This is a genomic window from Polymorphobacter megasporae (assembly GCF_018982885.2).
Classification (GTDB): domain Bacteria; phylum Pseudomonadota; class Alphaproteobacteria; order Sphingomonadales; family Sphingomonadaceae; genus Polymorphobacter_B; species Polymorphobacter_B megasporae.
In genome coordinates, this window is record NZ_CP081848.1 from 865,441 (window position 1) to 889,855 (window position 24,415).

Here is a 24,415-nt window from a genome sequence, read left to right on the forward strand (position 1 = left end):
GGTGCTTGCCAAGGCTGGTCGGAACCGCAGCCCTACCCGATTTCAGGCTTGCCCCCGCCGCCGACCTGCTGTAGCGAGCCGTCTCCCGAAGCGCAGGTCAAACCAGCGCTTCCGCCGAGCGGGCGTAGCTCAGGGGTAGAGCACGACCTTGCCAAGGTCGGGGTCGAGGGTTCGAATCCCTTCGCCCGCTCCATTTTCGCTTTGGCTTCGGCCGGGCGACTTAGTCAGTTGACAGCAAGCGTCGACGCCGGCGACGGGTCGAGCAGCAACGTCTCTAGCGCCGCCATGCCGCGCCATCCGGCGTCATAACGGTCAGCGGCGGCGAGCCACGACTGTGCCTTTGATCGCTGCGCAGCGGGGAGTGCGTTGATCTCGGCGGCGGCAGCTGTGACATTGCCCGCCGCGAGCGCCGCCGCCGCGCGGTCGACCCGCGCCGGGTTCCCGGTGGATGCCGTCCCCGGACGCACGACGACGCCGGCAAGACTGTCGCGAAAGCCATCCCACCAGCTCTGCGGCACCGTCGTTATCGCCGCGCCCAACGCTGGCCGCAATTGCTCAAGCCCGCTGCGCAACCCGGGCAGCGTCACCGGGTTGGAACCGAGCACGGTGACCGCATCGACCGCGGCGGCGGAGCGCGGGCCGAACGACCGCCGCAGCGCCGGCTCAAGCGCACCGAGCCGGGTGCCCTCGGTCAACTGCCGCCGGACCGCGCCCGTGACAAGCATTGCCTGCGCGCGGTCGGCGGCGGTCGTCGCGCTGGCGAGCGCCGCGGCGGTCGCGGCTGCACCCGAGTCGATTCGCGCGATCAACGCCGCGAGGTCAGTCGCGATCTTGTCGGTCCGCCCAGTCGCAGCGGGGACAGTCGCGCCGAGCGTCGCGACCGTCCCCTCGAGCCGCGCGAGGCGCTCGCCACTCGCACCAATGGCAGCTGCGTCACCATTTGGCACGACGACGGCGGGACGGGCTTCGATTGCGGCGATCCGGGCATCGAGGGTAGCGAGATCCGCGACCGTCGGCGCGACGGTCGGAGCGAAGCCGGGCAGACGACTGCGAACGGACCGTTCGAACCACGGATTGGCGATCAGGCCGAGTGCGAAGGCGAGCAGCGCGGCGACGAGTACCCACGCAAAGACAGCACGTTGCGGGCGCGCGGCAACCGGCACGGCGCGGCTGCGCATCTGGTCGAGGCGCGCGCCAGACAGATCGCTCCCGCCGCGGCCCGTATCGAACGGTTCCATCGTCATACTCCGCGGGTGACCGTCATGAGGCTTTGTCGCACACGACTGCCGCAGCCGCAAAGAGTGCGTCGTCGGTCGGCGCAGCGGCGATTGCGACCGAGCGCCATCCGGCTCCGGCAGCAGCAGCGGCGGCGGGGCTGATCGCGACGAGTCGCAGCGTATTCCGGGCGATCCCAGCAGCGTCGACCGCGCACGAAAACGCCCCGGCGGAGCGTGGCGAATAGAGCGGGACGACGTCGATCGCTCCTGCCGCGAGCGCCGCCACGACGGCGGGCGGCAAGTCGACCGGTACCGCCGCATAGACCTCGCGGACCTCGACGCTAAGTCCCGGCGGAAACGCCGCAGTGATGCGATCGACTCCGGCGAGGTGAAGAATGCGCGTCAATCCAGCGGCCGCAACGCTGGCGAACATGGCCGCACCAGTACCCGCACCAGCCCGAACCTCGCGCCAACCTGCCGCGCGCGCCGCCTCGGCGGTCGCCGCCCCGACGGCGAAGGCTGGCAGGCCGAAATAGCGTTCGGCACCGCTCCCGGCGCAACGAACGCCGTTGGCACTGGTCAGGGCGATCGCCTCGGGTTCGACAGCGAGCGGAGACCACGGCCGCGCTTCGATCCGCAGGAGCGGCGCCTCGATCACCGTCCCCAGCGTCGCCCATTGCGGTGTCGCTCCGCCCGGGCGTGTGACGAGAATCCGTGTCACTGCCCGCCGAACAGCCCGCGCAATTCGGGGCTGGCGGCACCGAGCAAATATGCCGCCAGCGCATCGACCTCGGCGGCGGCGTCTTCGGCGCTGCGGTCAAATGCGCCGCCCTGCCGCTCGCTGCCGTCGGGCAACAGGATTTCGGCGCGGAAGACGACGCGGCCGCCTTCGATCTGCGCATAAGCGGCAACCGAGCTATGGCAGTCGGCGGCAAGCGCGGCGAGGAAGCGGCGTTCGAGCAGGACAGCAGAGTGGGTCGGGACGTCGTCAATGGCCGCCAGCAGCGCCGCGACCTCATCGTCGCCCGCGCGACACGTCATCCCGACCGCGCCCTGCGCCGGCGCGGGGAGCACCGTCGAGAGCGGCAGCGCGACGCCTTCGGCGATGCCGAGCCGATCGAGCCCCGCCGCCGCGAGCAACGTCGCGTCAGCCTCGCCCGCGGCGATCTTCGCCAGCCGCGTTGCGACATTGCCGCGCAGGGGCACGATGACGATGTCGGGGCGCTCGCCGAGGAGCTGCGCCGCGCGGCGCGGCGATGATGTTCCGAGCCGAGCGCCCTCGGGCAGAGCCTCGAGGCTCGCCGCGCCAATCAGCCGGTCGCGGACGTCGGCGCGCGGCAGCATCGCGGCGATGACGATGCCATCGGCGAGGCGCGTCTCGACGTCCTTCATCGAATGGACCGCGAGATCGATCCGCCCATCGAGCAGGGCGGCGTCGAGCTCCTTGGTCCACAGCGCCTTGCCGCCGATCTCGGCGAGCGGGCGGTCCTGGACGCGGTCGCCGGTGGTGACGACGACGACGATCTCGACCGCGACATCGTGTGCCGCGACGAGCGCATCGCGGACCATATGCGCCTGCGCCAGAGCCAGCGGCGAGCCGCGCGTACCGAGCTTGAGGGTTTTCATCGCGAATCCTTGTGCAAGCGACGGCGGCGATTGGCAAGATTCGCGGGCGATTGCAACGACCGGCGCGGTTATGCGACGCAGCGCGTGGAACGCGCTATAGGGCGGCAAGTGACCGGATTTCCCCTCATCCTCGGTATCGAATCGTCGTGCGACGAGACTGCCGTCGCGCTGGTTCGCGGCGACCGGACGATCGTCGCGCAGGCGGTCGCGAGCCAGGACGCGGCGCATCGCCCGTTCGGCGGGGTCGTCCCCGAAATCGCCGCGCGGGCGCATGTCGAGGTGCTGACGCCGATGATCGAGCGGGTGCTGGCCGACGGCGGCGTCACGCTCCGCGAGGTCGATGCGATCGCCGCGACCGCCGGGCCGGGGCTGATCGGCGGAGTGATGGTCGGGCTGGTGACGGGCAAGGCGCTCGCCTTCGCCGCGAACAAGCCGCTGCTCGCGATCAACCATCTCGAAGGCCATGCGCTGTCGCCGCGTCTGGTCGATCCCGGGCTGGCCTTTCCGTATCTCCTCCTGCTGGTGTCGGGCGGGCATTGCCAGCTGCTCGCGGTCGACGGCGTCGCGCGCTACCGGCGGCTGGCGACGACGATCGATGACGCGGCGGGGGAGGCGTTCGACAAGGTCGCGAAGCTGCTCGGCCTCGGCTTTCCCGGCGGTCCGGCGGTCGAGGCGGCGGCGCGGTCGGGCGACCCCGCGCGCTTCAAGCTACCGCGCCCGTTGCTCGGCTCGCCCGAGCCGCATTTCTCTTTCGCTGGATTGAAGTCGGCGGTCCTGCGCGCCCGCGATGCACTGCCGACGTTGACCGCGACCGACGCCGCCGACCTTGCCGCCGGGTTTCAAGCTGCTGTCGTCGATTGCCTGCTCGACCGGACAGTGCGCGCGATGGCGCGGATGCCCGAGGCGACGGCGCTGGTCGTTGCCGGGGGAGTCGCCGCCAACGGCGCGATCCGCGCGGCGCTGACAGGGCTCGCCGCGAGCCGCGGGCTGCCGTTCATCGCGCCGCCGCTGTGGCTGTGTACCGACAATGCCGCGATGATCGCATGGGCCGGGGCCGAGAGGCTCGCGCTCGGCCTGGTCGACGGGCTCGACGCGGTCGCCCGTCCGCGCTGGCCGCTCGACCCCGCCGCCGAGCCGGTTCGCGGCGCCGGGGTCAAGGCGTGAGCCTGACGACAATCGGGGTCGTCGGCGGCGGCGCATGGGGCACTGCGCTGGCGCAGGTCGCGGCGGCGGGAGGGGCTCGGACGACGCTCTGGGCCCGCGAGGCCGAAGTCGTCGCCGGGATCAACGCCGACCACGTCAACGCGCTGTTCCTGCCCGGCATCGTGCTGTCCCCGTCGATCGTCGCGGTCCCGGCGCTCGACGGGCTGGCCGACGCCGATGCGCTGCTGATCGTCACCCCGGCGCAAGCGATGGCGGCGGTGCTCGCGGGTCTCGCTGAGCAATCCGCCCGCCCGCTGATCCTCTGCGCCAAGGGCATCGCGCCGGGCGGCCGGTCGATGGCTGAGGTCGCTACCGAGGCCCTGCCCGGCTGGCCGCTCGCGGTGCTGTCGGGGCCGACCTTTGCGCATGAGGTCGCCGCAGGGCTGCCGACCGCGGTGACGCTCGCCTGCGCCGATGAAGCCCTCGGCCAAGCTCTGTGCCAGCGGCTCGCCCTGCCTGCCTTCCGCCCCTATTACAGCGCCGACGTCGTGGGTGCATGCATTGGCGGGGCGGTCAAGAACGTCCTCGCGATCGCCTGCGGGGTCGTCGCCGGACGCCGCCTCGGCGACAATGCCCGGGCGGCGGTGATCACCCGCGGGTTCGCCGAAATGCTCCGCTACGGGCTCGCCTGCGGGGCGAGCGCGGCGACATTGGGCGGGCTGTCGGGGCTCGGCGACCTCGTCCTGACGTGTACCGGGACCGCGTCGCGAAACTTCACCCTCGGGGTTGCGCTTGGCGAGGGGCGACCTCCCGCGACCGGGCGGACGGTCGCCGAGGGCGCCGCGTCCGCGCCGGTTCTCGCGGCAGCGGCAGTGGCGCGGGGAGTCGAAATGCCGATCGTGGCTGCGGTGGCCGGGCTCCTCGACGGCTCGCTGAGCGTCGAAGCGACCATATTACAACTCCTTAGCCGCCCGCTCCGCGCCGAGGTCTAGAAGTCGACGGCAACGCCGCGGCGTTCCCAGTCGCCATAACGGACCGGGTCGGGACCGTCGCGCCCGCCGATCTCGGGGACGGGCTGCGACGGGTCCATCTCGGGCTCGGGGCCACCCGGAACCGGCAATTCGGGGGGCTGTTCGCTCGGCAGGAGCGGCTCGGGCATGTCGGGACGGGGGATCGAGGCCATTGCGCTTCTCCGGTGGATGGATTGAACTGACATCAACATAGAAATGGGGAGGACGGGTTCAAATGACCGATCTGAGCGGGCGCGCGATCGCGGTGACCGGGGCGGGGAGCGGAATCGGGCGCGCGCTCGCGGTGCTGCTGGCGAAGAAGGGCGTCCGCCTCGCGCTCGCCGACAAGGACGCGGCGGGGCTCGGCGAGACCAAGGCGCTGCTCGGCAATTCGCCGGCGACGACGACCGCGCTCGACGTCACCGACGACGCCGCGCTCAAGGCGTGGATCGACGAGGCGGCGCGCGAACATGGCGGGCTCGACGGCATCATCAACAACGCCGGCCTGTCGATCATCGCGCCGTTCGCCGACACCCCGGCAGCCGATTTCGATCGGGTGATGGACGTCAATTTCGGCGGCGTCGTCTCGGGCTGCCGCCATGCCTTGCCGCACCTGCGCGGCCGCGACGCGGGTTGGATCGTCAATATTTCCAGCGTGTTCGGCATGATGGGCTATCCGACCCAGTCGGCGTACAACGCATCGAAGTTCGCCGTACGCGGGCTGACCGAGGCGCTGTACCTCGAACTCGCGCAGACCGACCCCGCCATCCGCGTCATCCGCGTCCACCCCGGCGGGATCAAGACCAACGTCGCCCGCAACGCCAAGTTCATCAAGTCGATGCCGGGTGCTCCCGGAGCGATGGATTCGGCGTCGGAGTTCGAGAAGAGCGCGCCAACCACCCCCGACCAGGCCGCCGCGACGATCGTCGCCGGCATGGAAAAGGGCAGCCCGCGCGTCCTGATCGGCCGCGACGCGAAGATGGTCGACCTGCTCACCCGGCTGTTCCCGGTGTCGTATTACAAGCGCATCGGCGCCTTCCTCGGCGGCGGGCGGTAGCCGAGTCGCGCCGCCTAAAGTGTCAGGCCAGCTTGACGAAGTTGATGAACCTGACGCCACGTCGAATTGAAACGCGGCCTCCCCCGAGGCGTCCCGGTCACCGGCGCGACGCTTCGAGGGATGAGAAAAGGTCATCCCGACACGCTGAGCCAGAAGCCGGGGTGTAGGACAGCGTTTTTTACGCCCACAAGCGTCATCCCCGCGAAGGCGGGGATGACGAGTTAAGATCGCGTGCTCTAGCCGGCACCCCCAGCGATGCTCGGCCGGGCGGCGACCCGCGCGAACCAGTCGGCCAGCGCGGGGGTGTCGTCGAGCGTGACGAGCCCGACCGCGCGGCCGAAGTCGAGCGTGCTCCACAGCGCGATGTCGGCGATGCTGAAGCGCTCGCCGGCGACGAACCCGCCCGGGGCGATTGCGGCATCGAACCACGCGAGCGCGGTGGCGACCTTCGCCCGGTTGCTCTCGCCGAAGTCCTTGTATTGCGGGACGACGACGGTGGCGGTGAGGGGGTGGCTGTGCATCTACACCATCGACAGCGGGATGCCGAGGACGGTCTCGACCCGGCGCAGCGCCATGTCGACGAGCGCGCGGTCGAGCGGATCGGTGCCGAACAGTGGCGGCTCGGGGTAAAGCGCGTCGAAATAGCGGCAGATCGAGATCGATTCGGCGATCACCGTGCCGTCGTCGAGTTCGAACGCCGGAACCTGCCCGCGCGGGTTCTTCTCGACGAATGCCGGTGCCTTGTGCTCGCCCTTGAAGATCGCGAGGTCGGTAGTCGGGATCGTCACGCCCTTTTCGGCGAGAAAGATCGTGACCCGGCGCGGATTGGGCGCGGGCGCGGCGGCGCTCCACAGCATCATTTTTTCGTCTCCCCCGTAAGCAGCGTCTTTGCGGCTGCCTCGGGCGACAACTTGTCCGATTCGCGGTCGACGAGCAAGTTCGCCCGGCGCATCGCGGCGACCCCGATCGACCCGACCAATGGGCGCAGCGTCGCATCGAGCGACCCATCCTTCGCCCGCGCGGGGGAGACGAGGAGCAGCGCATCGTACGCCGGGATCGCGCCCTTCGGGTCGGTCAGGACGACAAGATCCTGCGCTGCGATCCGCCCGTCGCTCGAAAACGCCGAGATAACGTCGGCCTCGCCGCTCGCCAGCGCGCGGTACATGAAGGTCGGTTCGAACGATTTATGTGCCTTGAAGGTCAGGCCGTAAGCGTCGCGCAGCCCCGCCCATTCGGGTCGCGAGAGAAATTCGATGTCGGCGCCGAGTGTCAGCCCGGGGGCGGCGCGAGCGAGGTCGGCGATCGACACGAGGTGAAGCCGGGTGGCGAGGTCGCGGCGGACGGCGAGGACATAGGCGTTCTCGAAGCCGAGCGGGCCGATGACGCCGACCCCGTATTTCGCGCGGAGTTCGCGGCCGAGCCGGGCGAGCAATTCGGCGCGCGGCAGTTTTTCATCATGGCCGAGGATGCCTGTCCACAGCGTCCCGGCATAGTCGACATAGGTGTCGATATCGCCGCCGGCGAGCGCGCGGAACGCCACCGCCGAACCGAGGCCGGTGCGCTCGACGACGCGGCGCGGGGCGAAACGTGCGGCGATGACGTCGGCGAGGATATATTGCTCGGAGAAGTTCTTCGCGCCGACGACGATCGGCTTGCCGGGGGCGGCCGAGCCGAGTTGCGGCACGACCGCGAGGCCACCGATCAACATCAGCCCTACGGCTCCGGCGAACATCTTGAAGCGCGATCCGGTGCCAAGGCCCGACTCGACGAGCCCGAGCAACGCATCGACCGCGACCGCGAGCGCCGCCGCTCCGGCGCAGCCGACGAGGACGGCGATCCAGTTCTCGGTCTGAAGCCCCGAAAAGATGAAGTCGCCGAGGCACGCCGCGCCGACCGCGGTCGCGAGCGTCGCCGCGCCAATCGTCCACACCGCCGCGGTCCGCACCCCCGCCATGATCACCGGCGCGGCAAGGGGGAGTTCGACCTGGAGCAGTCGCTGGCGCGGGGTCATGCCGACCCCTTCGGCCGCCTCGACGATATCGCGGTCGATCCCCATCAGCCCGTTCAACCCGCCGCGCAGCAGCGGCAGCAGCGCGTAGAGCGTCAGCGCGAGCAGCGCGGGGAGGAAGCCGAGCACCGGCAGCGTGCCGCCGGTGACACCGCGCACCGCGAGTAGTGCCGGGTAGAACAGCGCGAGCAGCGCCAGCGCGGGGATCGTCTGGACGAGCCCCGCTCCCGCCAGCACCGCCCAGCGCGCTCCGGGGCGGGTGCGGGTGAGCAGCACCAGCGGCGTCGCGACGACGATCGCCAGCCCGAGCGCGGCGGCGCTGAGCGTGACGTGTGCGGCGAGCTTGCCCGGAAGTTCGGCGAGTGCGGCGCTGAGTGCGGGGCTCATGCCAGCAGCGCCGCGAGCCGCTCGGCCTGGCGGCGCGGCGACGCGATCATCGCCGCGACCACCGGGTTGGCATGGCCGCGCATCAGTTCCGCCGGCGTCGCATCGGCGGCGATCTTGCCGCGTGCGACGACGATGACGCGGTCGGCGAGGAGCAACGCCTCCTGCATGTCGTGGGTGACGATAACGCTGGTCAGGCCGAGATCGTCGTGGAGGCCGCGGTAGCGCGTTGCCAGCGCATCGCGGGTCAACGGGTCGAGCGCGCCGAACGGCTCGTCCATCAGCACGATCTTCGGGCGTGCGGCGAGGGCGCGGGCGACCCCGACGCGCTGTCGCTGGCCGCCCGACAATGCAGCGGGGGCGCGCGTTCCAAGGGCGGGATCGAGGTCGACGAGGGTGAGCAGCTCGTCGACCCGCGCGGCAATGTCGGCGGCGCTCCAGCCGAGCAGGCGCGGCACGGTGGCGATGTTCGCGGCGACGCTGAGGTGCGGGAACAGCCCGATCCCCTGGAAGACATAGCCGATGCCGCGGCGAAGTTCGGGCGGCGACACATCGCGGACATCGCGCCCGTCGACGCGGACCGTGCCGCTATCGGCGTCGCTCAACCGGTTGATAAGCTTGAGGAGGCTCGTCTTGCCCGACCCCGATGCGCCGACCAGTGCGACGAAGCTGCCCGCCTCGATATCGAGCGTGACATGGTCGACCGCCGTCGTCGCGCCGAAGCGCTTGGTCACATCGGCGAAGGCGATCGCGGCGGGCATCGGCCCAGACTACGCAGCCCGCCCGACCCAATGCAACGCCGCGCCGTTTGTCGCGAGCCACGCGCGCGCCGCCTTGATGTCGCCGTCGGTCAGGTCCTTGGCGAGCTGCCAGAAATCGCGGCCGTGGTTGGGGTGGACGAGGTGCGCGACTTCGTGGGCGACGACCGACTGGCGCACCGCTGGCGGCGCGAGGATCAGCCGCCAGCTATAGCCGATCGCTCCGGAGGACGAGCAGCTGCCCCATCGCCCGGCGGGATCGCGGACAGCAATTCCAGTGACTTGGCGGTCGATTAGCGCGGCGATGGCGTGGGTTGCCGTGGCCATGTCGGCGAGCGCGGCGGCGCGGAGCCAGCGCAGCGTCCGCCCCGGCACCGTCGCCTCGGGCCCGCCGATAATCAGCCGCTCGCCGTCGCGCTTGACTCCGCGCGGATGCGACGAGCTCCAGTCGATCCAAAGGCTTGTCCCATCGAACGGGATCGCTGCGCCGGGTGCAAACGGCACCGCGACCGGCCACGTCGCGACCCGCGCCGCGATCCAGCCGTCGTGCGCGGCGATGAACTTTTCCGCATCGCCCAGCCGTCCACGCGCCGGTAATGCGACCCGCACCACCCCGCGCACCGCGTCCGCACGCAGGGTCAACCGCCGGGCGCGCGCCGAACGCTCGATCCGCACCTCGACCGCGCGCCCGGCAAACGTCGCGACGCTAGAGCGGTGAGTCGATGACATGATTTTCGAGATCGCCTGCGACGTCCTCGCTGATCGTCCAGCCGCGAACCGAGATGCCGGCGCGGTGAACCGAGTCGGGGTCGCCCGACACCAGCGGATGCCAGTCGGCGAGGCCCTGACCGCGATGGATGCGGAGATAGCCGCAGGTCGACGGCAGCCAGTCGATCGTCTCGAGCTTCGCCGGGGTCAGGCGGACACATTCGGGGACGTGCGCCTTGCGGTTGCGATAATCCTTGCACTGCCCGGTCGCGCCGTCGAGCAGGCGGCAGGCGACGTTGGTCGGCAGCAGCTCGCCGGTCTCCTCGTCCTCGAGCTTGTGGACGCAGCAGCGCCCGCAGCCGTCGCACAGGCTTTCCCACTGCGGGCGGCTCATCGCCGACAGCGGCACGGTCTCCCAAAACGGTCTATCGGACATAGGTCTTCAACTCGGCGGCGATCGCTTGCGGGGTCGCGCCATGATCGAGGAACGACACCGGCTGGTTCGCCGGGTCCATCAGATAGATGATCGCGGTATGGTCGACGAGATAGTCGGGTCCCGTCCCCGCCTTCTTCGCATAGACGCGGAACGCCTTGCGCGCCGCCTCGGCCTGCGCCGGGGTGCCGGTCAGCCCGACCATCGTCGGCGAAAACGCGCGGACGAAGGTCTTGAGCACCGCGGGGGTGTCGCGTTCGGGATCGACGGTAACGAAAATCGGAACGACCTTCGCCGCCCGCGCGGGGTCGTCGGCGGTAAAGACCTTCATCCCCTGTGCGATTTTCTGGACGTCGACCGGGCAGACGTCGGGGCAGAAGGTATAGCCGAAATACATCAGCCGCCAGCGCCCGGCATAGGTCTTGTCGGTGACGGCGTGCCCGTCCTGGTCGATCAGGCTGAACGGCCCGCCGACCCCGCTGCCGACGAGCGGCCCGGCCGGCGGCGGGGCCGAGCACGCGCCGAGCGATGCCGCGCCGATAACGACGGCGGCAAGGACGGCATAAGGCAGGCGACGCCTGTTCATTAAGGGTTGGTCCGTCTAGGTTAGGGCAGCGCGATCGACCCGTTATATAGGAGGCCCCATGCGCTCAGGCATCATCGCATTTGCCGCCATCGCATCGATCGCCATTGCGGGTCCAGCAGCGGCGCAGTTTTCGGACTCGTACAACTTCATCAAGGCGGTCCGCGACAAGGACGTCACCAAGGCGCGCGAGATCCTCAACAAGCCGGGCACGACGATCATCAACGCCCGCGAGCAGTCGACCGGCGACGCCCCGATCCACATCGTCGTCCGCCAGCGCGATATCGCGTGGCTCGGCTTCCTCCTTCAGGCGAATGCCGATCCGAACATCCGCGACCGCGACGGCAATTCACCGCTGCTGCTTGCCGCGACGGCGCGCTTTGCCGAAGGCGTCCGCGTCCTGCTGCTGGTCCACGCCAATGTCGACCAGCGCAACAATTCGGGCGAAACCCCGCTGATCAAAGCGGTCCAGGCGAACGATCTCGACGACACCAAGCTGCTGCTCGACGCCGGGGCCAACCCCGACCTCGCCGACAACAGCGCGGGTTTTTCGGCACGCCAATATGCAGCGCAAGGCGCGCACCAGCAGATGGTCAAGCTGCTGGCCGAGGCCAAGTCGCGCATCTCAGCTCCGGTTCAAGGGCCGCCGCGATGATCTAACCCCTCCCCCTAACGGGAGGGGGGTAGGTCCGCTCACTCTCACCAAGCCGTAACGTTCATGTCGCATGGCGGGTGCGGCGCGCGCGGCGTATAACCTGCGTACAGTGGAGAATACCCGTTCCTTCGTATCGGCGGCGATCGAGCGGCCCGGCGTTCGCGTCCGAACGCTAGTGTCGCTGCGCTGGATCGCGATTGCGGGGCAATTCGGGACGCTGATCGTCGTCGGGCTCGACCTCGACTACCCGCTGGCATGGCCGTCGCTGATCGCCGCCGTCGCCGCGGCGGCGGTGCTCAACGTCGGGTTGTGGACGCTGTACCCGCGCAACGCGCGGTTCAACGGGCGCGACGCGCTGCTCCAGTTCGCTTTCGATCTCGTCCAGGCCGGGGTGCTGCTGTTCCTCACCGGCGGCTTGAAAAACCCGTTCGTCGTCCTGTTGATCGTTCCCGTCACGATTTCGGCGACATTATTGTCGGCGCGCGGGACGCTGCTGCTGACCGCGATGGCATCGGCGATCGTCTTTGTCCTGTGGCGCTGGGCGCTGCCGCTGCCGTGGATGGGCCCGCCGGTAATCCTGCCGCCGGTATACCGCTTCGGCGTCGTCGTCGCGATCGCGCTCGCGGGGACTTTCCTCGCCGGATATACGTGGCTCGTGTCGGCCGAGGCGCGCAAGCGGGCACACGCGCTGGTCGCGACACAGTCGGCACTCGAACGCGAGTCGAGGATGTCGGCGCTGGGCAGCCTCGCCGCCGCCGCGGCGCACGAACTCGGCGGTCCGCTCGGCACGATCACGCTGATCGCGCGCGAGCTCGCCGACAGCCTCGGCGACGATCCCGATTTCGGCGAGGATGTCCGCCTGCTCAACCGCGAGGCCTCGCGCAGCCGCGCGATTCTTATCGGTATCGCCCGCCGTGCCGAGGCCGAAGACCCCTTCCCCCGGCTGTCGCTCGACGCACTGCTCCACGAAGTCGCGCATCCGCTCGAGCCGGCGCGGGTCCCGATCCATGTTGCGGCGGCGGGCGGCGCCGCGCCGATGATCCGCCGCACTCCCGAGTTGCTCCACGGTGTCGCCAACCTCGTGACGAATGCCGTTCGCCACGCCGGATCGGCGGTCACGCTGACCGCGACGACCACGCCGACCGAGGTGTGCATCAGCGTCGTCGACGATGGCGGCGGATTTTCCGACTCGATGCTGCCGCATCTTGGCGAACCATTCCTCGGGCCATCGGTGTCGGGGTCGGGGGGCACGGGACTGGGTATCTTCATCGCGACGACGTTGCTCGAACGCACCGGCGGGCGGCTAAAGTTCAGCAATCGACGGAGCGGTGGAGCGCAAGTCGACGTTCGCTGGTTACGGTCGCATATCGAAGTGCAGGAATTGGAATGATCATGGAAACAGCAGCGCTCGACTCCGCCGTCGCGACGGCCAACTTGCCCCTTCTTCTCGTCGACGACGACGCGCCGTTCCGCCAGCGGCTGCAACTGACGCTCGAGCGCAAGGGCTTTGCCGTCACTGGCGCGGGAAGCATTGCCGAGGCACGGCGCTATGCGAGCACGCTGAAGCCGGGGCATGCCGTCGTCGACATGCGGCTCGAGGACGGCAACGGGCTCGATCTCGTCACCGAATTGCGGACGTTGCGTCCCGACATCAGGATCGTCGTGCTGACCGGTTACGGCAACCTTGCGACCGCGGTCGCAGCGGTCAAGGCCGGGGCGGTCGACTATCTCGCCAAGCCCGCCGACCCCGAGGATATCGTCGCCGCGCTGACCGCAGCGCCGGGCACCCGCCCCGAAGCACCCGCCGAGCCGATGTCCGCCGATCGGGTGCGGTGGGAGCATATCCAGCGCGTGTATGAACTCTGCAGCCGCAACGTCTCTGAGACCGCACGGCGATTGAAGATGCATCGGCGGACGCTGCAGCGGATCTTGGCGAAGCGGTCACCGCGGTAGCGAGAGAAGCTTATATTTAGATCGTCATCCCCGCCTTCGCGGGGATGACTGCTGTTTATTGCGCGACGATCACGGCAAGCGCAGCCCTTCGTCCGCGCCCGGATCGCCGAGCCACAACAGCCGCTGCGCTCCGCGTCGGGCAAAGCGCAGAGTCTCGGCCTTGCGCCGCGCCGCGTTCAACCGGACCCACGCGGCTGGCCGGACGATCGCCGCATCCCACCGGTCGGCGATGATGAGTCCGGCGCGTGCGGGCTGGAACCACTCGCTGTCGAAATCACCGAGGGGGAAACCGGGCGGCACCGCCCAGTAATAGCGGTCGCAATAATCGAGGTATTCGGGCCATTTCGCGTCGCCGCGCAGATCGGCGAGCGAAACCTTGATCTCGACGAGCGTGATCAAACCGTCGCTGCCGAGTCCGACGACGTCGGCGCGCCGCCCGTTGCCGAGCGGCACTTCGGTCAAGGGGGCGATCCCTGCATGCCACAACAGCCGCGAAACGCCGCGCGCGACGTCCTGCGCGGTGCAGGACGTTGCGCGATCACTATCGGGGGCAATCTGACTGTCGGGGGCGAGTTCGGGAACGCTGGCCATCGGCTCAGCGTATCAGAACAAGCGGGGAACGAAAACCGTTTTAGCGGTAGAAGACGTGGTTGCCGATCGTGCTGACCTTGTGGAGGTTCGACCAGCTAGCGTTGATCCGGGTCGCATGAAACGACACGGCGCGCGGGGCGACGACGTCCCAGGCCGCGGTGGCAGCGATCGCAGCGATCGCCTTGGCGGTCTGCCAGTCACGCGACGCGGCGGGGGTGCGGCTCTTGTCGAAGCTGAACTGGCCGTGCTGGGCGATGACGCCGCAGACGCTGTCGGCGAACTTGCCCGACGCGACGCGGTTGAGGATCACCTGGGCGACGGCGAGCTGCCCTTCGAGCGGCTCACCGCGGGCTTCGAAATAGACGGCGCGGGCAAGGCACTCGCGATCGCCGTAGGCGGTCGGCTGGGTGTCCATCGTGCGGGCGACGAGAGTGGCAAGCTGCGCCGGGCGTGGCTCGGCGGCGGCATCGCTCTCGGCGATCTGGGGGACGTTGGCCGTCGAATTGGCGGTCGTGTTGTCGGCTGTCGTGATGTCGGCGGCTGGCTGAGTGGTTTCGACGGTCGTGGCGACGATCGGGGCCAGCGCGAGAGCGGCAACGGGGAATTGCCCCGCGGCCGGAAGAAGTGTCACCGCGACGGCCAAAGCGGCCAGACGGGCGAGAATCGGGAACCTGAAGGTCATTCGTTCGCTTGCTACCCACGGCGTTCCCGGATCCGCTCGGCATCGATCCGAATGATCGTGCGTCGCTGGGCTGAACCCGGTTCGGTCCGCTTGGGCTGATGATCACCGGACCCGCCCACGGTTCCGGCACTCGATGCCGTTCGTGGTGAAGACCGGTTCACATTGTAGCAAGCTCAGTCGATTGTTTCGTCGATGAACCGTGCCGGATCAGGGGTGTCCAGTTCAATTACCCAAAGATCGGGGTCGAAGCCGCGCTGCCGGGAGACCCAGGAGTCGACCGAGTCGCCGGTTGCCGCGGTACGCCAGACGTACGATCCCGACTCGCCGAGCGCGCGCGACAGCGCACGAACGCTCCCCGATCGATCGCGGTGAATCAGGACGACGCTGCCGGCAACGGCGTCGCCACGGTGGACCACGGTGGCGAAATCCCCGGCGGCGTCGACCCGCCGGAGCAATGCGCTGGTCCACGTCCCCGCCGACAGGCGGGGCTCACTCACGCCGCCTCGCTCCGCGCGTCGCCGGTGACGAGCGCGTACAGCGCATCGGCTGACGCACTGCCGCGCAGCTTGGCGCAGAAATCGCGGTCACGCAGCGCGCGGCTGACGCGGGCGAGCGCCTTCAAATGTTCGGCGCCCGCTCCGGTCGGCGCGAGCATCAGCACGACGAGATCGACCGGAAGCCCGTCGAGCGCGGCAAAGTCGACCGGCGCGGCAAGCTTGGCGATCACCGCGACGATCCGCGGCAGGGTGTCGAGCCGGCCGTGCGGGATCGCCGTCCCCGCACCAAAGCCAGTCGACCCGAGCGCCTCGCGGGCAAGAATCACCTCGGCGACATACCCGTCGTCCTGGCCGGTCAGCCGCGCCGCGTGCGCCGCCATCGCCAGAAGCACCGCGCGCTTGTTGACCGCGTGCAGGTCGAACTGCACCGCGGGCGAGATCAGGTCGCCGAGGGCGATCATCACACCCTCGGCTCGACCCAGCCGATGCTGCCGTCTTCGCGCCGATAGACCATGTTGTGGACGCCCGACTTGCTGTTCTTGAACAGCAATGCGGTCGTGTTGCGCAGGTCGAGCATCATCACTGCATCGCTGACCGTCGCCTCGGGAATGTCGACGCGGGTTTCGGCGATGATCAACGGATTGTCGTCGGCTTCCTCCTCGGGCGGCGCGGCGAAGATCGTGTAGGCGGCGTTGTCGAGGTCGGTCTGGCTCTCGACGGCGCGCGCGTTACCCGGACCGTTGCGGTCCTTCAGGCGGCGCATGTAGCGGCGGAGCTGCTTGTCGATGCGGTCGGCGGCGCCGTCGAACGCGGCGTGCGCATCCTGCGCTTCGGCGCGGCCCTTGAGGATCAGGTCGGACATCACGTGCATGACGATATCGACCGCAAAGCCACTGTGCGGGGCCGGGCTCAGCGTGACGTTGGCACCGATCGCTCGGCTAAAATACTTGTCGGCGATGGCGCGCAGCCGGGTCTGGACGTGCTCGCGAAAAGCGGCCCCGGCGTCGACCTGATGGCCTGAAACGCGGATGTCCATATTCGTCTCCTTGTGGCGGGCGGTGGCTCTAGGCCCGGCCCCGGATGCCGTCAATCAGCCGGGGTCGACTGGGAATTAGGCAACGCTACGACAACCAGACCGGGTCCTTAAGTCCCCCGATGAACGCGGCGTGGCGGGCGAGTTCGTCGGCGGATGCCGCATGCGCGCGCGCCGCGACTAATGTCCGTGGCGCCGCGGCTTCCTCGACGACCGCATCGGCGGTGAGGTCGAACCCGATCTGCCGCCCGCCGGTCAATTCGACATAGACCCGCGCGAGCAGTTCGGCATCGATCAGCGCGCCGTGCTTCGACCGTCCCGACAGGTCGATGCCGTAGCGATTGCACAGAGCGTCGAGGGTATGCTTCGCCCCCGGATGCTTCTTGCGCGACAATTCGAGCGTACACACCGCCCGATGCGCCGGGATCGCCGGCATTCGCGCGCGGCGCAGCTCCCAGTTGAGGAATTCCATGTCGAACACGGCGTTGTGCGCCACAAGCGGCGAATCCTCGATGAAGGCGAGGAAATCGTCGACCACCGCCTCGAACACCGGCTGGCCGGTCAGAAACGCCGTCGACAGGCCGTGGACGCCCTCGGCATCCTTTGGCATCATCCGGCAGGGATCGATGTACGAATGGAAGCTGCGCCCGGTGGCGACGCGCCCGCGCAATTCGATCGCACCGATCTCGACGATACGGTGGCCATCCCCGGGCATGATCCCGGTCGTTTCGGTGTCCCAGACAATCTCGCGCATGACTCTATCTAACGTCGATCCGACCCCAGACAAGTCAAAGGCCGGCGACGATCTCCTTGACCGCCCGCCATGTCGCGATCGTCGACCCGCCGTTCTGGATGACGATATCGGCGAGCGCCTGTTTTTCCGCGTCGGGGATCTGCTGCGCGAGGATCGCCTCGAACTTTTCCGCGGTCATGCCGGGTCGCGCCATGACGCGATCGCGCTGCACATCCTCGGGGGCCGAGACGACCGCGACAAGGTCGCAGTCGTCGTCGCCGCCACGCTCGTAAAGCAGCGGGATGTCGAGGACGACAAGCTCGCGGGTCCGATAGCGGAAGAGGAAGCGGGTGCGTGCCACCGCCACGAGCGGGTGGACGATGTCCTCGAGCGTCTCGAGCCGGTCGCTATCGGCGAACACCTCCTGCCCGAGCGCGGCACGGTCGAGGACGCCGTCGACGACGACGCCAGGAAACGCTGCGGCGATCGGGCCGAGCGCTGCACCGCCCGGCGACTGGAGTTCACGCACAACGGCATCGGCGTCGAACACCGGCACCTTCAACCGGCGGAACATCGCCGCGACGGTCGACTTGCCCATGCCGATCGAACCCGTGAGGCCAAGGACGATCATGCGATCAGCAACGCGCGAAGCTCCGCGTCATGATCGCGGGGGGCGGGGGCACCATAGAACAGCTCGAACGCGGCGGCAGCTTGTCCGACCAGCATCTGGAGACCGTCGATGGTACGCAACCCGCGGGCGCGGGCGGCCGCGAGAAGCGCGGTTTCGAGCGGAGCGTAGACCATATCGAAAACAACCGTAAAGGGGTGCGTAAGTGTACTCTGTACATTTTCGTACAATTCAGGCTGTCCGTGCATGCCACGGGGAGACGCGTTAACAATTAGGTCAGCAAGGGCAAAACAGCTGCCAATACTCTCTATCGGAACTCCAGTCGCGACGATGTCGAACTCTCGCGCGGTTTCCGCCGCCAGCCTCGGATTGCGGCTGACGACTAAGATTTCGCGATGGCGGGTGCCTGACAGCGCCGCGAATGCTGCGCGCGCTGCACCGCCGGTCCCGATGACGACGATCACCGATCCCGACAGATCGATCCCGCGCAGCGCCTCAGTGACGCCATCAATGTCGCTGTTATAGCCGCTTCGCGTGTCGCCCTCGACCACGACGGTATTGACCGCCCCGACCCGCGCCGCTCGCGGATCGACCCGGTCGAGAAAACGCATCACCTCGACCTTGTGCGGCGCAGTTACATTGACCCCGGACAAGCCCAGCGCCGGCAACGCGTCGATCGCCGTGCCGAGATGTTCGGGTGCGACCGGGAAGCGCCCGTAATCCGCGTCGATCCCCAGCTTTGCCAGCCAGAAGCGATGGATCAGCGGGGACTTCGAGTGCGCGACCGGCCAGCCGATGACCCCCGCAGAGGCAAAGCTCACGCCGCCAACTCGCCGCGCGTTCGTAGGTAATCGAGCACCGCCAGCAGCGGCAGCCCCTGGATGACGAACGGGTCGCCGCTGACCTTCGTGAACAATTGCGCCCCCAGCCCCTCGATCCGGTACGTTCCGACGCACCCCAGCACCGCGTCGCCCTCGCGGTCGAGATAGTCCGATATGAACGCATCCGAAAGCGACCGCATCGTCAGCCGCGCGGTGTCGCTCGCTCGCCACACTGCCACGCCGTCCTCGGCGATCACCGCCGCCGCGATCAGCCGGTGCTCGGCCCCCATCAACCGCCGCAGCTGCGCCGCCGCGCCCGCCCGGTCGCCGGGCTTATCGAGCATCGCGCCGTCGGCAGTCACGAGTACCTGGTCCGCGCCAAGAACGAGGCCGCGCACTCGACGCGAAACCTTGATCGCCTTGGTCTCGGCGAGCGCATCGGCGATCCGGTCGGCGCGCGCGCCTTCGGCGGCAAGACCCTCCTTGATCGCATCTTCGTCGACCAGCGGAGCCTGTGCGGTGAATGCCACCCCGGCCGCAGTCAGCATCGCCGCGCGCGCCGGGCTCGTCGATGCGAGGGTGATCACTTCCCCTCGAGCTCGATATTCGCGCTGTCGCTTCGCGCCTGGACGAGATTGATGATCGCCGCCGCGGTCTCCTCGATCGATCGCCGCGTCACGTCGATCACCGGTATATCGTTGTCGGCAAACAGACGGCGCGCGAAGGCAACCTCGGCGGAAACCAGTCCAGCATCGACATACGCAGTATCGGCGGTCTGGCCGAGTGTCAGCAAGCGGTTGCGGCGGATCGAGATTAGCCGTTCGGGCGAGGTGGTCAGCCCGACGACGAGGGGCTTCGCGAGGTGGAACAGCGACGCCGGTGGCGGCGATTCGACCACCAACGGAATGTTCGCGGTCTTGTAGCCGCGATTGGCGAGGTAGATCGACGTTGGGGTTTTCGATGACCGCGACACGCCGGCGATAACGATGTCGGCTTCCTCCCAATCCTCGGCCCCGACCCCGTCGTCGTGCGCCATCGTGAAGTGGATCGCGTCGACCCGGCGGAAATACGCCGCGTCCATGACATGCTGGCGTCCCGGCCGCGTCACCGCCGACTGGCCGAGGAACTGCGACAGCGCGCTGATGATCGGGTCGAGCACCGACACCGCCGGCAGTGCCAGCTGGTCGCAGCGTAGTTCGAGCCGGTCGCGGACTGCACCGTTGATCAGCGTGTAGAGGACGAGCCCGGGCCGTTTGGCAATTTCCTCGACGACTCGATCGAGATGCCCCTCAGACCGGACCATCGGCCAGAAATGCTTGATGGTGTCGGTGCCCTCGAACCGCCCGAGTCCCGCCTTGACGATCGATTCGAGCGTCTCGCCGGTCGAGTCGGACACGAGATGGAGGTGCAATCGCGCCATGACCGATTTATTTCGTTCCCGCGAAATCTGGGGATAAGTCCACCATCAGCGGTTAGCGGCTTGGGCTGAAACCAGCAAGGCACGGGTTTCGTGTGATGTGTGCACCGCCCGTCCACAAGGGGACAGCGTGTGGGGAGTGCCTGTGAACAACGGGGACAAGTCGGCCTCGCCATCGGAATCACCACCGGTTTATACGATATCGCACAATAGGTGACCGTGGATAAATCCGAAATGCCGCTGACTCACAGCACTACAACTTCATCTAAGTCTTTTTAAGATTCTTGGAGAGTAGTAGTGCGATGGCAGGTACGAGCCGCGACCGGGACGGGGCTTGACGCCGCGCTGCCGCCGGGGTTTGCAAGGTCCATGATCTCCAGCGCCGCGACCTCACCGATCCTCGCCGTCCTCGGTGGCGAACACCTCGACCCGCCGCCGATGTGGCTGATGCGCCAGGCGGGGCGGTATCTGCCCGAATATCGCGCACTACGGGCCGAGAAAGGCGGCTTCCTCGCACTCGTGTATGACAGCGTTGCCGCGTGCGAAATTACGTTGCAGCCGATACGCCGGTTCGGCCTCGACGCGGCAATCCTATTTTCGGACATTCTGATTGTTCCGCACGCGATGGGGCAGGATCTGACCTTCGGGGTCGGCGAGGGACCGCGGCTCATGCCCGCACTGCTCGATGGCGTTTTCGACAGCCTGATCCCGGCGCCCGAGCGCTTCGCCCCGATCTACTACACTGTACGCAGGGTCAAAGCGGCGCTGTCGCCCGAAACCGCGCTGATCGGCTTCGCCGGCAGCCCATGGACCGTCGCGACGTATATGGTCGCCGGGCAGGGCAGCAAGGACCACGAGATTGCGCGGCGGCTGGCGTATCGCGATCCGTCGGCATTCGGGGCGTTGATCGACCGGATCGTCGCGGTCACCGTCGATTATCTGTCGGGCCAGATCGAAGCGGGGGCGCAGACCGTCCAGCTGTTCGATAGCTGGTCGGGGAGCCTTGCGCCATCGGAATTCGAGCGCTGGGTGATCGCGCCGACCGCTGCGATCGTCGGCCGCCTGATGGTCCGCCACCCCGATATCCCAATCATCGGCTTTCCCAAGGGCGCCGGCGCGAAGCTCGCGGCCTATGCCGCCGAGACCGGGGTCGACGCGGTCGGCCTCGACGAGACGGTCGACCCGGCATGGGCCGATGCGATGCTGCCGCCGGGGATGCCGGTCCAGGGGAATATCGATCCGCTCGCACTGATCACCGGCGGCGAGACCCTCAGGGCCAGTGTCGCGCGGATCCGCGCCGCCTTCGACGAGCGGCCGCATATCTTGAACCTTGGCCACGGCATCTTGCAGGACACGCCGATCGCGCATGTCGAGGCGTTGCTCGATATGGTTCGCAACGGGGAGCGCAGCTGATGGACGTCGGTTCGACCGCCTATCTGTGGGTCAAGGCGCTCCACGTCATCGCGGTGATCTTCTGGATGGCGGGGCTGTTCATGTTGCCGCGCTTCCTCATCTATCACATGGAATCGGCGGTCGGTTCGCCCGAGGATGCGGCGTGGATCGACCGCGAACGGCGGCTCAAGCGGATCATCCTGACGCCGGGGCTGATTGCGGTGTGGATACTCGGGATCACGCTGGCGGTCAGTTATGGGCTCGCCGGGCAAGGCTGGCTCCACACCAAGATATTTCTCGTCGTCCTGCTTTCGGGCTATCACGGCTGGGCGTCGGCGACCGCGTCGAAGTTCGCGCGAGGCGTTCGGCCATATCGTAACAAGACACTGCGCCTGTTGAACGAAGTACCGGCACTGGCGACGATCGCGATCGTTATCCTCGTCGTCGTCAAACCTTTTTAATCAAGGAGAGCGAAGATGGCCGAGCAGAAATCGAACAAGGAAGCGCGCAAGCCGAAGGCGAAGAAGGTCAAGACGATCGCCGCCAACCCGTCGACCAAGGGCATCGCGCCGAAGTCCTGAAGTTTCGCGCCCGCCGGATCGCTTGACCGGCGGGTGCATCCCTCCTACGTTTGATACAGCGCCGCCATCCTGGCGGAGCGCTCCCCCGCAGCCATCGCCTTTCCCCATCGCGACAGTGCCCGGACGACACGCAAAGATATCTGATGCATCTCCATGATCTGAAACGCAAAACTCCCGCCGAACTGGTCGTCATGGCCGAGGCGCTCGGGGTCGAGAATGCGTCGACACTACGCAAGCAGGACATCCTTTTCGCCATCCTCAAGACCGAGGCCGACAACGGCACGACGATCATGGGGACCGGCACGATCGAAGTGATGAATGACGGCTTCGGCTTCCTTCGCTCGCCTGAATCGAACTATCTCGCTGGCCCCGACGACATCTATGTCTCGCCCAACCAGGTGCGGAAGTTTGGCGTCCGTACCGGTGATACGATCGAAGGCGAGATCCGCGCGCCGAAGGACGGCGAGCGTTATTTCGCGCTGACGAAGTTGATCGCGATCAACTTCGACGACCCCGATGTCGTCCGCCACCGTACCAATTTCGACAATCTGACCCCGCTTTATCCCGACGAGAAGCTGCGCCTCGATACGCTTGATCCGACGATCAAGGACAAGTCGGCGCGGGTGATCGACATCGTCGTCCCTCTCGGCAAGGGCCAACGCTGCCTGATCGTCGCGCCGCCACGGGTCGGTAAGACGATCATGATGCAGAACATCGCGCGATCGATCTCGGCGAACCACCCCGAGGTCTACCTCATCGTGCTGCTGATCGACGAGCGCCCCGAGGAAGTCACCGACATGCAGCGTACGGTCAAGGGAGAGGTCATCTCCTCGACCTTCGACGAACCCGCCACGCGCCACGTCCAGGTCGCCGAGATGGTCATCGAAAAGGCCAAGCGCCTCGTCGAGCACAAACGCGACGTCGTCATCCTGCTCGACAACATCACTCGCCTCGGCCGCGCCTACAACACCGTCGTTCCGTCGAGCGGCAAGGTGCTGACCGGCGGCGTTGATGCCAACGCGCTCCAGCGCCCGAAGCGCTTCTTCGGCGCGGCGCGTAACATCGAGGAAGGCGGCTCGCTGACGATCATCTCGACCGCGCTGATCGACACCGGCAGTCGGATGGATGAAGTCATCTTCGAGGAGTTCAAGGGCACCGGCAACGCCGAAATCGTTCTCGACCGCAAGATCGCCGACAAGCGCGTCTTCCCGGCGATCGACATCGGCAAGTCGGGAACGCGTAAGGAAGAACTGCTCGTCGACAAGAACACTTTGTCGAAGATGTGGGTCCTGCGTCGTATTCTCATGCAGATGGGTACGATCGACGCGATGGAATTCTTGCTCGACAAGATGAAGGACTCGAAGAGTAACGAAGATTTCTTCGACGCAATGAACCATTAGTCGGCGATGCGGCGGCCCAACGCCGCCGCATCCGTTTCGACTCGGGTTACGGGATCAGGATCGTCGATCCCATCGTCGAGCGTCCCTCCATCGCGCGATGTGCTTCAGCGGCGTCTGCCAGCGGAAACTTCGCGCCGATATCGACGACGATTGTCCCATCGGCGATCATATCGAGCACGCGACCGGCGCCGCTCAAGATTTCATCGCGGGTCAGATAATAATCCATCATCGTCGGCCGGGTCACGAACAGCGATCCGCTGCGCGCGAGGATGCCGATGTTGACCCCCTCGACCGGGCCGCTGGCATTGCCGTACGACACGAGCAGCCCGCGCTTTGCGAGCGAGGCGAGCGAGCCGGACCAGGTGTCGCGTCCGACCCCGTCGAAGACGACGTCGACGCCCTTGCCGTCGGTCAACTCGCGAACCGCACTTGGGACATCGTCGTCGCGATACAGGATGACATCGTCGGCTCCGGCTTCGCGCGCGATCGCGGCCTTTTCTGCGGTACCCGCGGTGCCGATCACCCGCGCGCCGACATGGCGCAGCCACTGCACGAGGAGCTGCCCGACACCGCCGGCGGCGGCGTGGACGAGGACGGTCTGGCCCGCCTCGACCTTGGCACAGCGCTCGACGAGCATCTCGGTCGTGCACCCCTTGAGCAACGCAGCCGCGGCGATTTCGTCGGTCACCAGCCCGGGCAGCGCGATGACGCGGCTGGCGGGCATCAATCGTTCGGTTGCGTAGGCACCGACCGGGCCCCAGCAGTAGCCAACGCGGTCACCGACGGCGAAGTCGAGCACCTCGGGACCGATCGCCTCGACGACGCCCGCCGCTTCAAGGCCGATGCCGCTCGGCATATGGAGCGGAATAGAGTCCGGTCCGGTGATAGGTGTCGATGAAGTTGACGCCGATCGCGGTTTGGCGAATCCTGATCTCACCGGCTCCGGGATCGCCGACCTCGACGGTTTCGAGGCGGAGCACGTCGGGGCCGCCGGTGGCGTCGAAACGAATGGCTTTGGCGTCGGTCATCGCGTGGGTCCTCGGTCGCTTGGCGGTTCTCGTGACCAACGCTAGACTTTGGCGTTCGCCGCAGCAAAAGGCCGGGT

The 24,415-nt window shown here is 67.7% G+C and carries 32 protein-coding genes and 1 tRNA gene; 10 read left to right on the forward strand and 23 right to left on the reverse strand.

Going from position 1 to position 24,415, the window contains the following annotated elements; genetic code table 11:
- Positions 1 to 118: 118 nt before the first annotated feature.
- Positions 119 to 193 (forward strand) — tRNA-Gly (locus tag KTC28_RS03980).
- 31 nt (positions 194 to 224) lie between these two features.
- Here KTC28_RS03980 and KTC28_RS03985 read toward each other — a convergent pair.
- From KTC28_RS03985 to hemC, 3 genes are read right to left on the reverse strand one after another with little or no spacing between them, the layout of a single operon-like run.
- Positions 225 to 1,238, reverse strand: a complete 1,014-nt coding sequence (locus tag KTC28_RS03985) for a hypothetical protein (protein ID WP_216710253.1) — start codon at positions 1,236 to 1,238, stop codon at positions 225 to 227.
- Positions 1,239 to 1,260: 22 nt separating this feature from the next.
- Positions 1,261 to 1,938 carry a uroporphyrinogen-III synthase gene (locus tag KTC28_RS03990; protein WP_216710254.1) on the reverse strand — a complete coding sequence of 226 codons (678 nt, stop codon included), beginning with the start codon at positions 1,936 to 1,938 and terminating at the stop codon, positions 1,261 to 1,263.
- Positions 1,935 to 2,843, reverse strand: coding sequence for a hydroxymethylbilane synthase (gene hemC, locus KTC28_RS03995; RefSeq protein WP_216710255.1), 909 nt, complete (start codon positions 2,841 to 2,843; stop codon positions 1,935 to 1,937). The genes KTC28_RS03990 and hemC overlap by 4 nt, the downstream gene beginning before the upstream one ends.
- Positions 2,844 to 2,951: 108 nt before the next feature.
- On the opposite strand from hemC, the gene tsaD reads away from it, so the two are divergent.
- Positions 2,952 to 4,007: a tRNA (adenosine(37)-N6)-threonylcarbamoyltransferase complex transferase subunit TsaD gene (gene tsaD / locus KTC28_RS04000; RefSeq protein WP_255602258.1), complete on the forward strand. Its 1,056-nt coding sequence runs from the start codon at positions 2,952 to 2,954 to the stop codon at positions 4,005 to 4,007.
- Entirely contained in the window at positions 4,004 to 4,978 is a 975-nt protein-coding gene (locus KTC28_RS04005) for an NAD(P)H-dependent glycerol-3-phosphate dehydrogenase (RefSeq protein ID WP_216710344.1), read from the forward strand. The genes tsaD and KTC28_RS04005 overlap by 4 nt, the downstream gene beginning before the upstream one ends.
- On the opposite strand, the gene KTC28_RS04010 is transcribed toward KTC28_RS04005, so the two are convergent.
- The gene (locus tag KTC28_RS04010; protein ID WP_226896144.1) at positions 4,975 to 5,169 is read right to left on the reverse strand and encodes a DUF1674 domain-containing protein; all 195 of its coding nucleotides are present in this window, start codon (positions 5,167 to 5,169) and stop codon (positions 4,975 to 4,977) included. The two genes, KTC28_RS04005 and KTC28_RS04010, sit on opposite strands and share 4 nt — an antisense overlap.
- A gap of 62 nt (positions 5,170 to 5,231) precedes the next feature.
- Between KTC28_RS04010 and KTC28_RS04015 the strand changes: the two genes are divergently transcribed.
- Positions 5,232 to 6,053, forward strand: coding sequence for an SDR family NAD(P)-dependent oxidoreductase (locus tag KTC28_RS04015; RefSeq protein WP_216710257.1), 822 nt, complete (start codon positions 5,232 to 5,234; stop codon positions 6,051 to 6,053).
- A gap of 236 nt (positions 6,054 to 6,289) precedes the next feature.
- Here the strand turns inward: KTC28_RS04015 and KTC28_RS04020 are convergent, their stop codons facing one another.
- Genes KTC28_RS04020 through KTC28_RS04050 form a run of 7 tightly spaced genes read right to left on the reverse strand, consistent with a single transcriptional unit; the run spans position 6,290 to position 10,930 of the window.
- The gene (locus tag KTC28_RS04020) at positions 6,290 to 6,574 is read right to left on the reverse strand and encodes a glutathione binding-like protein (RefSeq protein ID WP_216710258.1); all 285 of its coding nucleotides are present in this window, start codon (positions 6,572 to 6,574) and stop codon (positions 6,290 to 6,292) included.
- On the reverse strand, positions 6,575 to 6,913 hold the full coding sequence (locus tag KTC28_RS04025) for a glutathione S-transferase N-terminal domain-containing protein (RefSeq protein ID WP_216710259.1): 339 nt from the start codon (positions 6,911 to 6,913) through the stop codon (positions 6,575 to 6,577).
- Positions 6,910 to 8,448 carry an ABC transporter permease/substrate-binding protein gene (locus KTC28_RS04030; protein WP_216710260.1) on the reverse strand — a complete coding sequence of 513 codons (1,539 nt, stop codon included), beginning with the start codon at positions 8,446 to 8,448 and terminating at the stop codon, positions 6,910 to 6,912. The genes KTC28_RS04025 and KTC28_RS04030 overlap by 4 nt, the downstream gene beginning before the upstream one ends.
- Positions 8,445 to 9,206 (reverse strand): ATP-binding cassette domain-containing protein, encoded by a 762-nt coding sequence (locus tag KTC28_RS04035; protein ID WP_216710261.1) that lies wholly within the window; start codon positions 9,204 to 9,206, stop codon positions 8,445 to 8,447. Before KTC28_RS04035 ends, KTC28_RS04030 begins: the two co-directional genes overlap by 4 nt.
- Before the next feature lie 9 nt (positions 9,207 to 9,215).
- Positions 9,216 to 9,932, reverse strand: a complete 717-nt coding sequence (locus KTC28_RS04040) for a M48 family metallopeptidase (RefSeq protein ID WP_216710262.1) — start codon at positions 9,930 to 9,932, stop codon at positions 9,216 to 9,218.
- On the reverse strand, positions 9,910 to 10,347 hold the full coding sequence (locus KTC28_RS04045) for a YcgN family cysteine cluster protein (protein ID WP_216710263.1): 438 nt from the start codon (positions 10,345 to 10,347) through the stop codon (positions 9,910 to 9,912). The genes KTC28_RS04040 and KTC28_RS04045 overlap by 23 nt, the downstream gene beginning before the upstream one ends.
- On the reverse strand, positions 10,337 to 10,930 hold the full coding sequence (locus KTC28_RS04050) for an SCO family protein (protein WP_216710264.1): 594 nt from the start codon (positions 10,928 to 10,930) through the stop codon (positions 10,337 to 10,339). Before KTC28_RS04050 ends, KTC28_RS04045 begins: the two co-directional genes overlap by 11 nt.
- 58 nt (positions 10,931 to 10,988) lie before the next feature.
- Between KTC28_RS04050 and KTC28_RS04055 the strand changes: the two genes are divergently transcribed.
- The 3 genes from KTC28_RS04055 to KTC28_RS04065 all read left to right on the forward strand — a co-directional run bounded on the left by KTC28_RS04055 (position 10,989) and on the right by KTC28_RS04065 (position 13,535).
- A complete protein-coding gene (locus KTC28_RS04055) occupies positions 10,989 to 11,582 on the forward strand; it encodes an ankyrin repeat domain-containing protein (protein ID WP_216710265.1) in 594 nt (197 codons plus the stop codon).
- A gap of 70 nt (positions 11,583 to 11,652) precedes the next feature.
- Positions 11,653 to 12,972, forward strand: a complete 1,320-nt coding sequence (locus KTC28_RS04060) for an ActS/PrrB/RegB family redox-sensitive histidine kinase (protein ID WP_216710266.1) — start codon at positions 11,653 to 11,655, stop codon at positions 12,970 to 12,972.
- A gap of 2 nt (positions 12,973 to 12,974) precedes the next feature.
- A complete protein-coding gene (locus KTC28_RS04065) occupies positions 12,975 to 13,535 on the forward strand; it encodes an ActR/PrrA/RegA family redox response regulator transcription factor (protein ID WP_226896263.1) in 561 nt (186 codons plus the stop codon).
- A 69-nt stretch (positions 13,536 to 13,604) separates the two neighbouring features.
- On the opposite strand, the gene KTC28_RS04070 is transcribed toward KTC28_RS04065, so the two are convergent.
- From KTC28_RS04070 to KTC28_RS04115, 10 genes are all read right to left on the reverse strand, one after another.
- Positions 13,605 to 14,126, reverse strand: a complete 522-nt coding sequence (locus KTC28_RS04070; protein ID WP_216710268.1) for an MmcB family DNA repair protein — start codon at positions 14,124 to 14,126, stop codon at positions 13,605 to 13,607.
- Positions 14,127 to 14,166: 40 nt separating this feature from the next.
- Positions 14,167 to 14,808, reverse strand: coding sequence for a cell wall hydrolase (locus tag KTC28_RS04075; RefSeq protein WP_216710269.1), 642 nt, complete (start codon positions 14,806 to 14,808; stop codon positions 14,167 to 14,169).
- Between the two features lie 173 nt (positions 14,809 to 14,981).
- Complete coding sequence (locus tag KTC28_RS04080; protein ID WP_216710270.1) at positions 14,982 to 15,305, reverse strand: DUF1491 family protein; 324 nt, start codon at positions 15,303 to 15,305, stop codon at positions 14,982 to 14,984.
- Positions 15,302 to 15,766, reverse strand: a complete 465-nt coding sequence (locus KTC28_RS04085) for a PTS sugar transporter subunit IIA (RefSeq protein WP_216710271.1) — start codon at positions 15,764 to 15,766, stop codon at positions 15,302 to 15,304. Before KTC28_RS04085 ends, KTC28_RS04080 begins: the two co-directional genes overlap by 4 nt.
- Positions 15,766 to 16,341 carry a ribosome hibernation-promoting factor, HPF/YfiA family gene (gene hpf / locus KTC28_RS04090; RefSeq protein WP_216710272.1) on the reverse strand — a complete coding sequence of 192 codons (576 nt, stop codon included), beginning with the start codon at positions 16,339 to 16,341 and terminating at the stop codon, positions 15,766 to 15,768. Before hpf ends, KTC28_RS04085 begins: the two co-directional genes overlap by 1 nt.
- A gap of 85 nt (positions 16,342 to 16,426) precedes the next feature.
- Entirely contained in the window at positions 16,427 to 17,092 is a 666-nt protein-coding gene (dnaQ, locus tag KTC28_RS04095; RefSeq protein ID WP_216710273.1) for a DNA polymerase III subunit epsilon, read from the reverse strand.
- Positions 17,093 to 17,126: 34 nt separating this feature from the next.
- Complete coding sequence (coaE, locus tag KTC28_RS04100; RefSeq protein WP_216710274.1) at positions 17,127 to 17,702, reverse strand: dephospho-CoA kinase; 576 nt, start codon at positions 17,700 to 17,702, stop codon at positions 17,127 to 17,129.
- Complete coding sequence (gene aroE, locus KTC28_RS04105) at positions 17,699 to 18,520, reverse strand: shikimate dehydrogenase (RefSeq protein WP_216710275.1); 822 nt, start codon at positions 18,518 to 18,520, stop codon at positions 17,699 to 17,701. Before aroE ends, coaE begins: the two co-directional genes overlap by 4 nt.
- Entirely contained in the window at positions 18,517 to 19,107 is a 591-nt protein-coding gene (locus KTC28_RS04110; RefSeq protein ID WP_216710276.1) for a Maf family protein, read from the reverse strand. The genes aroE and KTC28_RS04110 overlap by 4 nt, the downstream gene beginning before the upstream one ends.
- Positions 19,104 to 19,940, reverse strand: a complete 837-nt coding sequence (locus tag KTC28_RS04115; RefSeq protein ID WP_216710277.1) for a pyruvate, water dikinase regulatory protein — start codon at positions 19,938 to 19,940, stop codon at positions 19,104 to 19,106. The genes KTC28_RS04110 and KTC28_RS04115 overlap by 4 nt, the downstream gene beginning before the upstream one ends.
- 366 nt (positions 19,941 to 20,306) lie before the next feature.
- Between KTC28_RS04115 and hemE the strand changes: the two genes are divergently transcribed.
- The 3 genes from hemE to rho all read left to right on the forward strand — a co-directional run bounded on the left by hemE (position 20,307) and on the right by rho (position 23,310).
- Positions 20,307 to 21,350, forward strand: coding sequence for a uroporphyrinogen decarboxylase (hemE, locus tag KTC28_RS04120; protein WP_216710278.1), 1,044 nt, complete (start codon positions 20,307 to 20,309; stop codon positions 21,348 to 21,350).
- Positions 21,350 to 21,790 carry a CopD family protein gene (locus tag KTC28_RS04125; protein WP_216710279.1) on the forward strand — a complete coding sequence of 147 codons (441 nt, stop codon included), beginning with the start codon at positions 21,350 to 21,352 and terminating at the stop codon, positions 21,788 to 21,790. Before hemE ends, KTC28_RS04125 begins: the two co-directional genes overlap by 1 nt.
- A gap of 263 nt (positions 21,791 to 22,053) precedes the next feature.
- Positions 22,054 to 23,310 (forward strand): transcription termination factor Rho, encoded by a 1,257-nt coding sequence (gene rho, locus KTC28_RS04130; protein ID WP_216710280.1) that lies wholly within the window; start codon positions 22,054 to 22,056, stop codon positions 23,308 to 23,310.
- 46 nt (positions 23,311 to 23,356) lie between these two features.
- Here the strand turns inward: rho and KTC28_RS04135 are convergent, their stop codons facing one another.
- Complete coding sequence (locus KTC28_RS04135; RefSeq protein WP_369426575.1) at positions 23,357 to 24,166, reverse strand: quinone oxidoreductase family protein; 810 nt, start codon at positions 24,164 to 24,166, stop codon at positions 23,357 to 23,359.
- Positions 24,144 to 24,338, reverse strand: a complete 195-nt coding sequence (locus KTC28_RS23250; RefSeq protein ID WP_369426576.1) for a hypothetical protein — start codon at positions 24,336 to 24,338, stop codon at positions 24,144 to 24,146. Before KTC28_RS23250 ends, KTC28_RS04135 begins: the two co-directional genes overlap by 23 nt.
- Between the last annotated feature and the right edge of the window lie 77 nt (positions 24,339 to 24,415).

What these genes read in the sequence shown, in the direction of transcription:
- KTC28_RS04010 (WP_226896144.1), bottom strand. Translation starts at nt 5,169, where the DNA reads ATGGCCTCGATCCCCCGTCCCGACATGCCCGAGCCGCTCCTGCCGAGC.
- KTC28_RS04025 (WP_216710259.1), bottom strand. Translation starts at nt 6,913, where the DNA reads ATGATGCTGTGGAGCGCCGCCGCGCCCGCGCCCAATCCGCGCCGGGTC.
- KTC28_RS04125 (WP_216710279.1), top strand. Translation starts at nt 21,350, where the DNA reads ATGGACGTCGGTTCGACCGCCTATCTGTGGGTCAAGGCGCTCCACGTC.
- KTC28_RS04055 (WP_216710265.1), top strand. Translation starts at nt 10,989, where the DNA reads ATGCGCTCAGGCATCATCGCATTTGCCGCCATCGCATCGATCGCCATT.
- coaE (WP_216710274.1), bottom strand. Translation starts at nt 17,702, where the DNA reads ATGATCGTCCTTGGCCTCACGGGTTCGATCGGCATGGGCAAGTCGACC.
- KTC28_RS23250 (WP_369426576.1), bottom strand. Translation starts at nt 24,338, where the DNA reads ATGACCGACGCCAAAGCCATTCGTTTCGACGCCACCGGCGGCCCCGAC.
- KTC28_RS04050 (WP_216710264.1), bottom strand. Translation starts at nt 10,930, where the DNA reads ATGAACAGGCGTCGCCTGCCTTATGCCGTCCTTGCCGCCGTCGTTATC.
- KTC28_RS04075 (WP_216710269.1), bottom strand. Translation starts at nt 14,808, where the DNA reads ATGACCTTCAGGTTCCCGATTCTCGCCCGTCTGGCCGCTTTGGCCGTC.
- KTC28_RS04030 (WP_216710260.1), bottom strand. Translation starts at nt 8,448, where the DNA reads ATGAGCCCCGCACTCAGCGCCGCACTCGCCGAACTTCCGGGCAAGCTC.
- KTC28_RS04070 (WP_216710268.1), bottom strand. Translation starts at nt 14,126, where the DNA reads ATGGCCAGCGTTCCCGAACTCGCCCCCGACAGTCAGATTGCCCCCGAT.
- rho (WP_216710280.1), top strand. Translation starts at nt 22,054, where the DNA reads ATGCATCTCCATGATCTGAAACGCAAAACTCCCGCCGAACTGGTCGTC.
- KTC28_RS04065 (WP_226896263.1), top strand. Translation starts at nt 12,975, where the DNA reads ATGGAAACAGCAGCGCTCGACTCCGCCGTCGCGACGGCCAACTTGCCC.
- KTC28_RS04115 (WP_216710277.1), bottom strand. Translation starts at nt 19,940, where the DNA reads ATGGCGCGATTGCACCTCCATCTCGTGTCCGACTCGACCGGCGAGACG.
- KTC28_RS04040 (WP_216710262.1), bottom strand. Translation starts at nt 9,932, where the DNA reads ATGTCATCGACTCACCGCTCTAGCGTCGCGACGTTTGCCGGGCGCGCG.
- hemC (WP_216710255.1), bottom strand. Translation starts at nt 2,843, where the DNA reads ATGAAAACCCTCAAGCTCGGTACGCGCGGCTCGCCGCTGGCTCTGGCG.
- KTC28_RS04060 (WP_216710266.1), top strand. Translation starts at nt 11,653, where the DNA reads ATGGCGGGTGCGGCGCGCGCGGCGTATAACCTGCGTACAGTGGAGAAT.
- KTC28_RS04045 (WP_216710263.1), bottom strand. Translation starts at nt 10,347, where the DNA reads ATGTCCGATAGACCGTTTTGGGAGACCGTGCCGCTGTCGGCGATGAGC.
- KTC28_RS03985 (WP_216710253.1), bottom strand. Translation starts at nt 1,238, where the DNA reads ATGGAACCGTTCGATACGGGCCGCGGCGGGAGCGATCTGTCTGGCGCG.
- hpf (WP_216710272.1), bottom strand. Translation starts at nt 16,341, where the DNA reads ATGGACATCCGCGTTTCAGGCCATCAGGTCGACGCCGGGGCCGCTTTT.
- dnaQ (WP_216710273.1), bottom strand. Translation starts at nt 17,092, where the DNA reads ATGCGCGAGATTGTCTGGGACACCGAAACGACCGGGATCATGCCCGGG.
- KTC28_RS04020 (WP_216710258.1), bottom strand. Translation starts at nt 6,574, where the DNA reads ATGCACAGCCACCCCCTCACCGCCACCGTCGTCGTCCCGCAATACAAG.
- KTC28_RS04015 (WP_216710257.1), top strand. Translation starts at nt 5,232, where the DNA reads ATGACCGATCTGAGCGGGCGCGCGATCGCGGTGACCGGGGCGGGGAGC.
- KTC28_RS04035 (WP_216710261.1), bottom strand. Translation starts at nt 9,206, where the DNA reads ATGCCCGCCGCGATCGCCTTCGCCGATGTGACCAAGCGCTTCGGCGCG.
- hemE (WP_216710278.1), top strand. Translation starts at nt 20,307, where the DNA reads ATGATCTCCAGCGCCGCGACCTCACCGATCCTCGCCGTCCTCGGTGGC.
- KTC28_RS04135 (WP_369426575.1), bottom strand. Translation starts at nt 24,166, where the DNA reads ATGCCGAGCGGCATCGGCCTTGAAGCGGCGGGCGTCGTCGAGGCGATC.
- KTC28_RS04085 (WP_216710271.1), bottom strand. Translation starts at nt 15,766, where the DNA reads ATGATCGCCCTCGGCGACCTGATCTCGCCCGCGGTGCAGTTCGACCTG.